Origin of the sequence: Amycolatopsis alba DSM 44262, from assembly GCF_000384215.1 — a bacterium.
In the GTDB taxonomy this organism is placed as follows: domain Bacteria; phylum Actinomycetota; class Actinomycetes; order Mycobacteriales; family Pseudonocardiaceae; genus Amycolatopsis; species Amycolatopsis alba.
This window is the reverse complement of sequence record NZ_KB913032.1, coordinates 6,105,455-6,118,767: the sequence shown is the minus strand read 5'-3', so window position 1 is coordinate 6,118,767 and position 13,313 is coordinate 6,105,455. Positions and strand designations below refer to the sequence as shown.

Sequence of the window (13,313 nt, the reverse complement as noted above, 5' to 3'; positions counted from 1 at the left end):
GCGATCCAAGGAGACGGTATGGGTGCGGCGAATGCGACCGCGAAACGCGCGGGAATCGGGGCGTTCATCGGCTCGACCATCGAATGGTTCGATTTCTACATCTACGGCACCGCTTCCGCGCTGGTGTTCGACAAGGTCTTCTTCCCCGAACTCGACGGTGCGCTCGGCACCCTGGTCGCGTTCGCGACGTTCTGGGTCGGCTTCCTCGCCCGGCCGCTCGGCGGCATCATCTTCGGGCATATCGGCGACCGCGTCGGCCGCAAGAAGACGCTGGTCATCACGCTGCTGCTGATGGGCGTCTCGACCACCCTGATCGGTGTGCTGCCCGGCTACGCGACCATCGGGATCGCCGCGCCGATCCTGCTCGTGGTGATCCGGATGATCCAGGGCATCGGGCTCGGCGGTGAATGGGGCGGTTCCGTACTCATCGCCTCCGAACACGCGCCCAAGGGGAAGTCGATCCTCTACGGCGCCTTCGCGCAACAGGGTTCGCCGGTGGGCAACACGCTCAGCACGGTCAGCTTCCTCGCCATCAGCCAGTTGCCGGACGCGGCGTTCGTCAGCTGGGGCTGGCGCGTCCCGTTCCTCGCCTCCGCGCTGCTGGTCGTGGTCGGGCTGTTCATCCGCCTGAAGGTCACCGAATCCCCGGCCATGGCGGGGCTGATCGAGGCCAAGAAGGTCGCCAAGCTGCCGCTCACCGAGGTGCTCCGCAACCACCCGATGCTCATCGTGCTCGGCATCGGCGCCTGCACCATCGGCCTGTCCGCCACCTACTTCAAGTCCACCTTCGCGCTTTCGTGGGCGACGTCGGACATCGGCTTCAGCCGCAGTTCCTTCCTCACCATCATCCTGGTCGCCAACATCACCCAGATCCTGGTGCAGCCGTGGGGCGCGGTGATCGTCACGAAGATGACCAGCTGGCGGCGCGCGGTGTCGATGATGCTGCTGCCCGAACTCGTGCTGATGCCGCTGATGTTCCTGCTGATCAGCACCGGGGACTACGCCTCGGCGATGGTCGGCGTCGTGGTCGCCACCGTTCCGCACTGCCTCTACTACGCCGCGCTCGCGGGCATGCTGGCCAGCCGGTTCCCCGCGCACGTCCGCTACACCGGGATCTCGCTGTGCTACCAGCTTTGCGGCACGCTGCTCGGCGGCACGACACCGATCGTGGGCCAGTTCCTGCTCAACGTCACCGGTTCGATCACCGCCGTGATCGCGTTCGCTGTGTTCCAGGTCCTGCTGACCATGGGCTGCATGCTGGCGCTGCTGAAGCGGCCCAGCTATGACGAGCGCGCCGAAGAGACCGCGCCCGCCGCCGCGGCGGTGACCCGATGATCACCGCGAACGGCATCGAAGAGCTCCAAGCCTTGGCAGGACACGATCTCGGCACTTCGGCCTGGCGAACGGTGACACAGGACCTCATCGACACTTTCGCCGAAGTCTCCGGCGATCACCAGTGGATCCACACCGACCCGGTGCGCGCCGCGGCCGGGCCGTTCGGCGGCACGATCGCCCACGGCTATATGACGCTCAGCTGGGGCATCCCGATGTTCGCCGAACTGCTGAGCGTCACCGGCGTCGGTATGGCGCTGAACTACGGGCTCAACAAGGTCCGGTTCCCCGCGCCGGTCCCGGTCGGCGGCCGGGTGCGCCTGCACGCGTCCGTGCTGGAGGTGACGGCCGTGCCGCGGGACGGCGTACAGATGGTGCGTACCTTCACCTTCGAACTCGAAGGGTCCGCCAAACCGGCCTGTACCGCGGAATCCGTGACGCGCTACTACGCGTGACGTGACTCGCGTGATCAGACTCCGCACTCACGTGATTGAAGGCGGAACTCACGTGATCAGACGGCGATCTCGGGTGTGCGGTGTCTGGACACACGAGATCCGTCTCCAATCACGCGAGTTCCGCAGCCGGTTGAACCGGAGTCTCGTGGCGCACGCGACATGGACCGGATCCGCGAGGCGCTGCACGAGGACAAGCGTTCCTGACCACGGGCGAGCGTCCGAAGACCGATCGCGTCTGCGGGTAAGACCAGCCGTTCGAGCGAATCGGCCAGGTATGACGCTGTATCACTGGTCCCGCCGCCGCCCCCGTACGAAAATCAAGCCGTCCACTCTCTTGTCGACGGCGCCGAGAACGGGGAGAACCATGCAGAACGACCTGCTGATCGTCGAGGATCTGCTCCTGCTGCTGCTCGACGACGAGACAGGGACCCCCGCGGCGGCGGGCACCTTGCCCTACACCCTCGGCGGCGCCGTGCTCACCGAACTCGCCCTGCTCGGCAGGGTCGAGACAGGGAAGGGCTCGGCGTTGAACGGTCCCGAAATCATCGCGGCGGGAGACGGCCCGCTGCCCGACCCGCTGTTGCAGGCCGCGTACGACCAGATCGCCGAGAAACCCCGGCGCGTGCAACCACTGCTGCTCGCGATCGGCGGCGACCTGTGGAAGACGGTGACCGACAGGCTGATCGAGCGCGGCCTCATCCGCCGTGAAAAGAAGCGGGTGCTCGGCCTGTTCCCCGTGACGAGACTGCCCGCGGCCGACACGCGGCGTGAGACGGCGCTCCGGGAGGAGATCCGTGCCGTGCTGCTGGAGGACAAGACTCCCGACCCGCACACCGCGGCGGTGACCGCCCTGCTCTCCGCGAGCGGCGCCCTGCCCTCCCTCCGGCCCGCCCTCGCGTGGTCGGCGAAGGTCTACAAGCGCGCGAAGGAGATCGAGAACGGCAACTGGGGTGCCTCGGCCGTCAACACCGCCGTGATCCGTACCGCCGCGGGAATCGCGGCGTCCACCGCCGCCGTGGCGGTCACCGTCGCCACCACCACGACGTAGCCGGAAGGCCGGGTCGACGCGCGTACCCTCGGGCCAAGAGGGTCGTTCACCACCAGGGGAGGCAGCATGTCGGAAGGCGTTTCGATCCCAGCCCGCCGGACAGCCGTCGCAGACGCCGCGAGCCGGTTCGGCGCGGATCACCGGGAGACGCTGAAAGCCAGGAATCTGCTCGGTTTCGCCCTGCACCGAGCAGGCAGGCTGGAGGAGGCCGAACGTGAGCTACGCGCCGCCAAAGACGACTGCGCCCGCGCTCTCGGTTCGACCGACACGGAAACCCTGTTCAGCCAAAGCCTGCTGGCCTATCTCCTGCTCGACTCCGGCAACGCTCGCGAAGCCGTCGACGAACAACGCGGGTTGGTCGAGGCCTCGGTGGCCGCTCTCGGCGAGCACGATCCGGTCACCCTCGGCCGCCGCGTGAACCACGGCGTCCTGCTCTACCACCTCGGCCGGCGCGAAGCCGCCGAGCAGGAACAACGCTCCACCCTGGCGGTCTGCGGCGAAGTCCTCGGCGCGCGCCACCCGATCACCATCAGCTGCCGCCAAAGCCTGGAAACACTCGAGAGGTAAGGGAAAGGTCAGACGGCCGCCGCGTGTTTCCCGCTGGGCTGGTCCTCGGCCGCCTGGTCCAGGATGCGGTTCGCGACCCGGCCGAGTGCCGCGTCGAGTTCGTCGTGTCCTTCCAGGCCCCAGTCCTTGAGCCGCTCGGCCAGCCAGGCCTTCCACGCCCGGATGAGCTTTTCGAGTTCGGCGCGTCCGGTCTCCGTGGTGGCCCATTCGCCGGACTTGAAGGCCAAGTGCCCGGTGAACTCCAGGCGTGCGAAGGCGGCTTCGAAAACCTCGGGCGGGATTCCGTAGCGATCGCCGATCACCTTCAGGGAGGTGGGTTTGTCCCGCCGTTCCCGTAGCCGGACCTGGCCCAGACACCACAGTCCACCGGTGTCGAGTTCGCAACCGGACTTCGCGAGGATCCCCGCGGAGGCCGCTTTTCCGTCGCGTGCCAGCAACCGGCCGACAGCGCGCTCGAGGTCTTGGTCGCCGTTGCCCGATTCCGGCATCGCGAAGCCCTCACCGAGATCCGGCGCGGCCGCTCGCGAGGTGTCCCGCAGCGGAACCTCCTTGAGGAAGAAGGCCAGTACCAACGCCACGAGCCCGACCGGTGCCGCGTAGAGGAACACGGTGTGCAAGGAATCGCTGTACGCCTGGACATACGGCGCCGAAACGGAATCCGGCAAGGCGTGGAGCGCGTTGGGGACCTGCACGGCTCTGGGGTCGATTCCGGGCGGCAGCGGATGTTCCGCGCCCGCCGCGGCCATGTTCGGCGCCAGCTGGTTGGCGTAGATCGTGCCGAAGATGGCCGCGCCGAAGGAAGAACCCAAGGACCGGAGGAAGGTCACGCCGGAGGTCGCCACCCCGAGATCGCGGTAGTCGGCGGTGTTCTGCACGATGATGACCAGGACCTGCATGCTCAAGCCGATTCCCAGGCCGAGGACGGCGAAGTAGAGGGACATCTCCCAGAACCCGCTCGTCGGGGTCAGGCGCGAGAGCAGGTACAGGCCGAGGGTCAGCCCGACCCCGCCGGCGATCGGGAAGATCTTGTACCGCCCCGTCCTGCCGACCACGTTGCCCGCGAACACACCGGCCACCAGCAGCGCGAGCACCATCGGCAGCATCCGCACCCCCGAGCTGGTCGCCGAGATGCCGTGCACGTATTGCAGATACGTCGGCAGGTAAGAAAGCGCGCCGAGCATCGCGAAGCCGACGACGAAGCTCAGGATCGCCGAAACGGTGAACACGGGATTCCGGAACAGCCGCATCGGCAGCGTCGGTTCCTTCGCACGCTTCTCCGCGAAGACGAACAGCACCAGCAGGATCACCGAGCCGATCGACATCCCGATGATCGTCGGCGAATCCCACGCGTACTGCGTGCCGCCCCAGCTGGTGACCAGGGTCAGCCCGGTCGCGGCGAGCCCGATGAGCAGGATGCCGAGATAGTCGATCACCGGCTTCGCGGCGGCCTTCACGCTCGGCATCGCGCTCGCTGCCACGATCAGCACGAGGACCGCGATCGGGACGTTGACGTAGAAGGCCCAGCGCCACGACAGGTGGTCCACGAACAGCCCGCCCAGCATCGGGCCGAGCACCGTGACGACGCCGAAGACCGACCCGAGTATCCCCTGGTACTTGCCCCGCTCCCGCAAGGGGACGACGTCGGCCACGAGCGCGGTCGCGGTGACCATCAGGCCGCCCGCGCCGAGCCCCTGCACCGCGCGGGCCACGATGAGCCAGATCATGTCGTCGGCGAACCCGCAGAAGAACGAGCCCACCGTGAACACGATCACCGACAGCTGGAACATGAGCTTGCGGCCGAACAGGTCGCCGAGCTTCCCCACGACAACGGTCATGATCGTCTCGGCGAGCAGGTACGAGGTGATCACCCACGACAGATGCCCGGCCCCGCCGAGATCCCCGACGATCGTCGGCAGCGCGGTGCCCACGATCGTCTGGTCCAGCGCGGCGAGCAGCATGCCGAGCATGACCGCCGCGAACACCGCGTTCCGGCGTTTGCGGCTCAGCACCGGTGGGGCGACGTCAGGCCTGCTGACCTCGGCGGTCGTGGTCATCGAGTCTCCCTCACGTCAGGCACACAACGTAAGACAGGCTCCGGGTGCGGCGCACTTCGATGATCACCCGATCCGGTGGTCCGAACTGCGCTGGTCCGTGAAGGCCTCCTTGAGGGACTCTGAGTCCCTCAAGGAGGCCTTCACGGACCTGTGACCGGGCTAGCCGAGCGTCCAGTACACCGCGTGGCTCTTGCCGGAGGCGGTGGAGGCGGTTCCGGCGACACGGCCGCCGTCGGTGATCCGGTAGGCCTGGCTGCGGGTGCCGCCGGGCAGCTTGCCGAGTTGCCTGCGTTCCCCGCTCCGGAACCAGACCGTCGCCTGGCTCTGGAAGGTGCCCGCCACGGTGCCGTCCGCGTTGACCGATTCGGCGTCGGCGCCCTTGCCGTCGTCGGACAAGGCTGTGACGTGACCGTCGAGGTCCCAGAGCACGGCCGACCGCTTGGGCGGATTGAGGTAGCCGGAGCCGACCACGTAGCCGGTGGAGCCGATGCCGTAGACCCAGACCGTGTGGGGACTCGGCCAATCCATCGGGTGCCGCACGCCTGCCTGGTCCCACCTCGCCGGGATGGTGGGCCCGCTGCTGGTGTCACGCACGGTCCCGGCGATCACGCCGCTGTTGTTGATCACATGCGCCCCGCTGCTCTGGGCCAGCGGCGCCAGCTCGGTGATCGGCCCGCCGTTCACCCATCGCGCGGACTGGTTCGCGCCGGTGCGGAAGGCGCCGCCCGCGATGATGGAGCCATCGGCGGAGATGTCCTCGGCCATACTCCAGGTCTCGCCGGGCAGGGCGCCCAGATCGGCGACCGTGCCGTCCGGGTTCCAGCGGAAGCCGTGGTACTGGTTGTCCGGTGTCGACCAGCTCCCGACGACGACGTTCGTGTCGCTGATCGCCCACGCGAGAGCGTTGTGGTAGCCGGCCGGAAGCTGGAGCAACGTCGCCTGACCCGCGGCGTCCCACCGGGCAGGCACGGCGGTGCCCGCGGTCAGCACGTAACCGGCGGAAACCCCGTTGCCGTTGATGTCGCGCACCTGACCCTCGGTGCCGCCCGGCGTGGGCAGTGCGGTGATCTGGCCGTTGGCGTCCCAGCGAACCGGATGATCGCGCCTCGGGTTCGTGCCCGCCTGCGACAACCCCACCATCACGCCGGCCTCGTTGACCGCCAGGACCGTACTTTCGTCGTCGCCCGGCAGCGTGCCCAGATCCACCGGCCCGATCGGGGTGGCTCGCGCCGTCCCCGTCATCACGCCGGTGGCCACCACCACCGCCGCCGCCAACGACAACGCCCGTCTTCGTCCCGTGGACACACGATTCCTCATCATGACGACTCCCCATTCCCGATCCGGTTGCGTGCGATGTGCAGCCCCCGGTGCGACCGTAAGGCACTCGCTTCGGAAATGGTTTCTGCCGCGATCACATTCCACACGAACAGCCGAAGGGCGGTATTTTTGCCCTCAGCGGCGAAGGATCGCTTATCCGGAAAGGATTCCGTAAAGGACACGGCGTGCGTTCGCGGATTCCTCATCGGACCGACCGACGGTCTGAGCACAGGCGACCAGCACCTTCCACAGTGCCCAGCCACGTCCGCGTGCCCAGGTCGCCTCGTCGACGGACAGCCGCTCGCGGAACGCCTGCCTGCCGTCGGCGGTCAGCAGCGTCCAGGCGATGGCCATGTCGCACGACAGGTCGCCGACACCGCAGGTCCCGAAGTCGATGACCGCCGCCAGCTCCCCGCCGTCGAGCAGGAGGTTCCCCGGCGCCATGTCGCCGTGGAACCAGCGGTCTCTCCGGTCCCATGGCGTGTCCAACGCGGTCTGCCAGATCTCGCGCGCCGAGTCGACGTCGACGTGGCCTTCCAAGGTCGTCAGCGCGCGTCGGGCCGTCGCGTCGTAGGTGCGCAGGGTGGCGCCCCGGAACCAGTTGTGCTTGCCCGGCTGAGGACCGTCCGCGGTATCGACGCCTTGCAGGGCCGCGAGGAACCCGGCCAGCTCGAGGGCGAAGCGGACCGGGTCGGCGATGCGGTCCGCGCTCGCCGGTTCGCCCTGGAGCCAGGGGTAGATCGACCACGGGAAGGGGTAGTCCGCGCCGGGACGCCCCTTCGCCAGCGGGACCGGGATGGGGAGCGGCAGTCGCGGGGCGAGCACCGGCAGCCAGTGCTGTTCCTTGTCGACGGCGAGGGCGTACTCGGACGCGCTCGGCAGCCGCACCACCATCCCGTCGCCGAGCCGGAAGGTGACGTTGTCCCAGCCGCCATCGGCCACGGGCCGGACCGGAAGGCCGTCCCACCGCGGAAACTGCTCGGCGATCAACCGGCGTACCTGCGCCACGTCCACGGTGACGCGCCGGGGCATGGGACCGAGATCGGGCGTAGTGCTCAAAGACGGGATCCTCACTCGGACGGCCGGTCGGTTCGACGCGGTCAGTCCGTCGAGCGTGACAGCTCCTCCCGCTCGCGCAAGTTCTTTTCGACCCGACCGGCGAGCTAGCGACGCTCGTTGAACGGCGTCAGCGGGTCCCAGAGCTTTTCGCAGTGGTGCTGCTTGGGAATCTCGGTGGTGAGCTGGCTGTCGCCCGCGGCGTTGAGCGCCATGACGACGGGATCATCCTCGGTGTAAGGATCCCAGCGGGGCGTGCCGTCCACGGTCGGATTACCGGTGCGGGCGAATCCCGTCCACTGCGCGAGCAATTGGTCCGAAAGGACCTGCTGATTGGGGGTGAGCTTGGCGTCGCCGGGGAGCAGCAGCATCATTTCGGCGATATGGTAGGCGCCGTTCGGTTTGGTGGGGTCGAGGAAGAACTGCGGCGGAGCGTCGGTGTCGTCGAATTGATAGGCGAACACCGGGATGTGCCGGGCCAGCCGCTCACTGTTGAGTATCGAGGGACAGACCGAATTGGAATCGGCCACGATGGTCCGGTAGGCGATGAACGGCGCGGGCGTCGGGAACCGCTTCAGCGGATAAGTACCGCGGACCTCGGTCGCGTGCTCGCCGTATTGCTGGCGCACCAGGTTTTCGTAGTCGGCCGGAGTCGTCGCGGAGGGCAATTGGGTCTCGTCGCGGTCCACGCCGTGGATCAGCGCGACGTCGTTGACGTGCCCGGTGACGAAGGCCTCCCCCGGTGACATCGGCAGGAACTTCCCGTCCACGATCGGCGCCACCGTGCCGTTGTCGGGCTCTCTTCCCTGGCCCGCCTGTTTGAGGACGGCCGCCGCCGGAACCTTGCGCAGACACGCCGCCGCTTCGGCGGCGACGCCGCAGCCGAGAGCGGCGGCGAACTTCGCCCCGGTGCGCTGCGCCTGTTCCTCGGTGGGCAGCTTCGCCTTGCAATCCTGCGCCTGCCAGACGGTGTCCGCGCCGAGCAGCGAGTTGTACTCGCCGCTCTGGGCGATACCGCGCTGGAACAAGCCCGCCGAACTCGGCGCCGCCGTATGGGCGCAGACGCTCGAGCCGCCGGCGGAAGCACCGTAGATCGTGACGTTGCGCGGATCGCCGCCGAACCGCGCGATGTTGCGCTGCACCCAGCGCAACGCGGCCTGCTGGTCCAGCAATCCGTAGTTGCCGGCGTGCTCGCCGAATCCCTCGTGAGCGAGGAAACCGAAGATCCCGAGCCGGTAGTTGACCTCCACGCTGATGACGTTGCCCCCGGTCACCAGGCGGGTGGCGTCGTGCGGCTTCAACAGCAGGAAGCCGCCTCCGTGGATCTGCACCATCACCGCGAGCGGCCCTGGCCCCAGTTTGGCGGGCGCGCGGACGGTGAGGTTGAGGCAGTCTTCGTTGTCCGAGCCAGGCCCCAAGCTCGGCGGTTGCGGGCACTGGTTGCCCTCGGTGGTCGCGGCGAAAGGCTCGGTCCACGGGGCGGGCCGTCTCGGCGCCTTCCAGCGCAGCTCCCCGGTCGGCGGTGCGCCGTAACGGATCCCCTGCCACGATGTGACCCCGGCGGTCGTCACACCGCATACCGGACCGTCGTCGGTCTTCACCGTCGTGCCCGGCGAGCAGACAGGCGCGGGTGGATCTCCCCTGGTCAGCTCGCCTGCCATGGACACCGAACCGGTCAACGGCGTCGCGATCAGCACGGTGGCCGCCACGGCGGCGACCACCTTTCGGTCGAATCTCATCCGTCCTCCTCGCGGTGGCAATGATCTCCAGTCTTGCCACCGCCGAGGAAGGCACAACCTCCATTCGGCCGCCCAGGAATTGTCATAACCACGGCCAAGATGGTCTTCGCCGGGGTCCGGATTTCAGCCGGAAAGGAATACGGAAATGAAGACCGCGAAAACGACGGAATTCACCGGTCAGGATTTGATTCGGATTTTCCCGGACCCGAGATCGGCGAGGAGCGCGGACTGTTCCCGGCGATAAGCCTCGACATTCGCCAGTTTGACGTCCTCATAGCCGCGGACCAGGTCGGGCAGCTCGGCCAGCGCCAGCAGCCTGCCACGATCGGCGGCCTCGGTGCCGAAAGCGGTGAGCATCGTTTCCCGGTACTGGGTGACGAGTTCCCGCTCCACCTGCCGGACGTGTGCCTTGCCGAACGGGTCCCAGCGCGTGCCGCGAAGTTTCCGCGCGGCACGCAGCGCGACGAACACCGGGCGGAACTTCGGCCCCAGCGCGATCTTCCGCTTCATCCCGAGCGCGCGGAGGACGGGCGGGTGCAGGCGGTAGGCGTAGCGGCTGCCTACGCCGAATTCCGCCTCGATCCCCGCGAGCACGGCGGGATCGAGCGAAAGCCGCGCGACCTCGTATTCGTCCTTGTAGGCCATCAGTTTATGCAGGTTGCGCGCCACCGCTTCGGTGACGGCCGTCGAGCCGTCTTCCAGGACCCGGACACGTTCGACGAACTCGGCGTACTGCCGCGCATAGCGGACATCCTGGTACCGGACGAGTTCGGGGACGCGGATGTCCAGCAAGCGCGCGAGTTCCGAGCCCGGCTCGGCGTGCACGAGCGCGCGGGCGCGGAGGGCTGCCGCCGACGGGGCGGGGGTCGCGGCGACGACGGGCGGGGCGACCGCCGCGTGCAGCGCGTCGGGGTCGGCGACGAGTTGCCTGCCGCGGCGGAAGGCCTGGAGGTTGCCCGCGACGGCGACCCCGTTGAGTTCGATCGCGCGTTCCAGGCTGGCCGCGTCCAGCGGGATGGCCCCGGTCTGGTGCGCCGCGCCGAGCTGGAGGATGTTGGCGAACTGGTCGTCGTCGAACAGGGTTTCCGCCAGTGCCCGCGCGTCGAGCGCCACCGTTCGCGCCGAATTCTCCGAGATCGCGCCCCGTACGGCGGCGGCGTCGGGGAAGGACACGGTGGTGTCGACGACCATCCGGCCGGTCGGCACCTCGGTCGTGGAGACGACGGCAGTGGTCCGGCCGGGGTCCGCCACCGTCAGATGGGCCGGATCCGCGCCGACGAGGACGTCACAGGCCAGGTAGAGGTCGCATTCCCCGGCCGCGAGCTTCGGGGCCTGCGGCGTCGGCTCGGCGGTGATCTTCAGATCCGAGACGACGGCGCCGCCCTTCTGCGCGAGCCCGGTCTGATCCAGCGTCCGGACCTGCCTGCCCTCGATCACGGCGGCGGTGGCGAGGATCTGCGCGACGGTGACCACGCCGGTCCCGCCGACCCCGGTGATCCGCACGGTGAAGTCGGTTCCGGTGGTCTCGGGCTCGGGCAGTTCGGCCGCGGTGATTTCGCCTGCCCGCCGCCGGTGCTTCCGCCCGGTGGGCAGCACCGTCATGAACGAGGGGCAATCCCCCGCCAGGCACGAATAGTCCACATTGCACGATGACTGGTGGATCGCGGTCTTGCGGCCGAATTCGGTGCTGACCGGCTGCACCGACAGGCAGTTCGACTTCTCGCCGCAGTCACCGCAGCCCTCGCACACACGCTCGTTGATTACGACCTTGGCGGCGGGGGTTTCCAGCTTCCCGCGACGTCGTTTGCGGCGCTTCTCCGCGGCGCATTCCTGGTCGTGGATGAGCACGGTCACGCCGGAAATACCGGCCAGTTCCTCTTGTGTGCTCAGCAGTTCGTCGCGATGCCGGACCTCGACGCCGTCAGGCAGGCTGACGCCGCGGAACCGTTTCGGCTCGTCACTGGTGATGACCACCTTGGCGACGCCTTCGACCAGGAGCAGCGACGCCAGGCGCTCCACCGAAAGCCCGCCGACGGCGTCCTGTCCCCCGGTCATCGCGACCGTCGCGTTGTAGAGGATCTTGTAGGTGATGTTCACCCCGGCGGCCACCGCGGCCCGCACCGCGAGGCTGCCGGAGTGGGTGAACGTGCCGTCACCGATGTTCTGCACGAAATGCGAGGCCTCGACGAACGGCTCCATCCCGAGCCACTGCGCGCCCTCGCCACCCATCTGGGTCAGGCCGACCACGTCCCCGACCTGTTCCGGTTCCATGAACAGCGCCATGGCGTGACAGCCGATGCCGCCACCCACGACAGTGCCCTCGGGCACTTTGGTCGAGGAGTTGTGCGGGCAGCCGGAGCAGAAGTACGGCGTCCTGGTCAGCAACGGGATCGAGATGCGCTCGCGGCGGCGTTGCTGCCGCCACGCGGTCACCGACGGGATTTCGTGGTGGTCGCTCAGCCGTCCGGCCAGCACCCTGGCGACGACGTCCGGGTCGAGTTCGCCGAGTTCGGTGCACAGGCTGCGGCCGTCGGGGCCGGTCTTGCCGTACACGGCGGGTGCCCCGGCGGTGCCGTAAAGCACCTCCTTGACCGCCGACTCGACGAAGGAACGCTTCTCCTCCACCACGACGATCTCGCTCAGCCCGTCGGCGAACCGGCGGACGATCGACGGTTCGAGCGGGTGGATGACGCCGAGTTTGAGGATCCGGATCCCGTGCCGGGACAACGCTTCCGCGTCCAGGCCGAGCAGTCGCAGCGCCTGCATCAGGTCCAAATAGGACTTTCCGGCGGTGACGATGCCGATGCGGTCCGAAGGTCCTTCCTGGACGATCCGGTTGACCCCGCTCGCCCGCACGTACTCGACGGCCAGCGGCAGGCGTTCGGTGTACAGGCTGCGTTCGAGCGCCATCAACGTGGTCCCGAGCAGCCGGGAGCTGGGCTTGTGCCGGTAGGGCGTGAAACCCTTGGCCAGCTCCGGCGCCGTCCACCGCGGCCGGACGTGGGCGGTGCTCGCGGCGTCGGCCACGTTCGCCACGAGTTTCATCGACGACCACAGCCCGCTCGCCCTGGACAGCTCGACGGCGTGCAGCCCGAAGTCCAGTACGTCCTGGGAATCGGACGGGAAGAACACCGGCATGGACAGGTCAGCGAGCGCGAGTTCGGAAGCGCAGGGCACCGACGACGATTTGGCGTTCGGATCGTCGCCGACCAGCGCGACCGCGCCACCCGCCGGATCGGTACCCGCGAGATTGGCGTGCCGCAGGGCGTCCGTCGCCCGGTCCAGGCCCGGTGCCTTGCCGTACCAGAAGCCGGTGACCCCGCCGGGTGAAGAGCCGACCGACGCGGTGAGCTGGCTGCCCATCACCGCCGTCGCGGCGAGTTCTTCGTTCAGGCCGGGGCGGTGCACGACGTCGTGCTTATCGAGCAGGACGGAACGACGGCCGAGTTCGAGGTCGTACCCGGCCAGCGGGGATCCCTCGTAGCCCGAGACGAACACGGCGGGTGACGCCCCGGCGGCGCGATCGTGCCGCACCCGGTCGAACAGCATCCGGACCAGGGCCTGGACACCGCTGAGGTAGACGGTGCCGTCCTCCCGCAGATACCGGTCCTCCAATGTGAACTGCTCCACCAGACCTGCCTCCTTCGGCACCCCGCGACGTCACGACAGAAGACCCGACCTCGCCAGGCGGCCGCAACAAGCGGCAGTCTATTGCTCTCGATCGCGCAAAAAATCCGACCCATCT

General features: G+C 68.3%; 9 protein-coding genes. 4 read left to right on the top strand and 5 right to left on the bottom strand.

All coding sequences use genetic code 11. From position 1 onward, the window contains the following. The first annotated feature begins 18 nt into the window (after positions 1-18). The 4 genes from AMYAL_RS0128705 to AMYAL_RS0128690 all read left to right on the top strand — a co-directional run bounded on the left by AMYAL_RS0128705 (position 19) and on the right by AMYAL_RS0128690 (position 3,402). On the top strand, positions 19-1,335 hold the full coding sequence (locus AMYAL_RS0128705; RefSeq protein ID WP_020634723.1) for an MFS transporter: 1,317 nt from the start codon (positions 19-21) through the stop codon (positions 1,333-1,335). Next, positions 1,332-1,787 carry a MaoC family dehydratase gene (locus tag AMYAL_RS0128700; protein ID WP_020634722.1) on the top strand — a complete coding sequence of 152 codons (456 nt, stop codon included), beginning with the start codon at positions 1,332-1,334 and terminating at the stop codon, positions 1,785-1,787. Before AMYAL_RS0128705 ends, AMYAL_RS0128700 begins: the two co-directional genes overlap by 4 nt. Positions 1,788-2,151: 364 nt before the next feature. Then, positions 2,152-2,835: a GOLPH3/VPS74 family protein gene (locus AMYAL_RS0128695; protein WP_020634721.1), complete on the top strand. Its 684-nt coding sequence runs from the start codon at positions 2,152-2,154 to the stop codon at positions 2,833-2,835. 66 nt (positions 2,836-2,901) lie between these two features. Next, entirely contained in the window at positions 2,902-3,402 is a 501-nt protein-coding gene (locus AMYAL_RS0128690) for a tetratricopeptide repeat protein (RefSeq protein WP_020634720.1), read from the top strand. An 8-nt stretch (positions 3,403-3,410) separates the two neighbouring features. On the opposite strand, the gene AMYAL_RS0128685 is transcribed toward AMYAL_RS0128690, so the two are convergent. The 5 genes from AMYAL_RS0128685 to AMYAL_RS0128665 form a co-directional block, all read right to left on the bottom strand. Further along, complete coding sequence (locus tag AMYAL_RS0128685; RefSeq protein WP_020634719.1) at positions 3,411-5,456, bottom strand: MDR family MFS transporter; 2,046 nt, start codon at positions 5,454-5,456, stop codon at positions 3,411-3,413. 159 nt (positions 5,457-5,615) lie between these two features. Then, positions 5,616-6,776, bottom strand: coding sequence for an HAF repeat-containing protein (locus AMYAL_RS0128680; RefSeq protein WP_245193109.1), 1,161 nt, complete (start codon positions 6,774-6,776; stop codon positions 5,616-5,618). A 150-nt stretch (positions 6,777-6,926) separates the two neighbouring features. Continuing rightward, on the bottom strand, positions 6,927-7,805 hold the full coding sequence (locus AMYAL_RS0128675) for an aminoglycoside phosphotransferase family protein (protein WP_020634717.1): 879 nt from the start codon (positions 7,803-7,805) through the stop codon (positions 6,927-6,929). Positions 7,806-7,936: 131 nt separating this feature from the next. Beyond that, on the bottom strand, positions 7,937-9,568 hold the full coding sequence (locus AMYAL_RS0128670; RefSeq protein WP_020634716.1) for a carboxylesterase/lipase family protein: 1,632 nt from the start codon (positions 9,566-9,568) through the stop codon (positions 7,937-7,939). A gap of 177 nt (positions 9,569-9,745) precedes the next feature. Next, positions 9,746-13,198, bottom strand: a complete 3,453-nt coding sequence (locus tag AMYAL_RS0128665) for an indolepyruvate ferredoxin oxidoreductase family protein (protein ID WP_026467539.1) — start codon at positions 13,196-13,198, stop codon at positions 9,746-9,748. Between the last annotated feature and the right edge of the window lie 115 nt (positions 13,199-13,313).

Coding starts and splice junctions, on each gene's coding strand:
- AMYAL_RS0128705 (WP_020634723.1), top strand. CDS start 19: ATGGGTGCGGCGAATGCGACCGCGAAACGCGCGGGAATCGGGGCGTTC.
- AMYAL_RS0128700 (WP_020634722.1), top strand. CDS start 1,332: ATGATCACCGCGAACGGCATCGAAGAGCTCCAAGCCTTGGCAGGACAC.
- AMYAL_RS0128695 (WP_020634721.1), top strand. CDS start 2,152: ATGCAGAACGACCTGCTGATCGTCGAGGATCTGCTCCTGCTGCTGCTC.
- AMYAL_RS0128690 (WP_020634720.1), top strand. CDS start 2,902: ATGTCGGAAGGCGTTTCGATCCCAGCCCGCCGGACAGCCGTCGCAGAC.
- AMYAL_RS0128685 (WP_020634719.1), bottom strand. CDS start 5,456: ATGACCACGACCGCCGAGGTCAGCAGGCCTGACGTCGCCCCACCGGTG.
- AMYAL_RS0128680 (WP_245193109.1), bottom strand. CDS start 6,776: ATGATGAGGAATCGTGTGTCCACGGGACGAAGACGGGCGTTGTCGTTG.
- AMYAL_RS0128675 (WP_020634717.1), bottom strand. CDS start 7,805: ATGCCCCGGCGCGTCACCGTGGACGTGGCGCAGGTACGCCGGTTGATC.
- AMYAL_RS0128670 (WP_020634716.1), bottom strand. CDS start 9,568: ATGAGATTCGACCGAAAGGTGGTCGCCGCCGTGGCGGCCACCGTGCTG.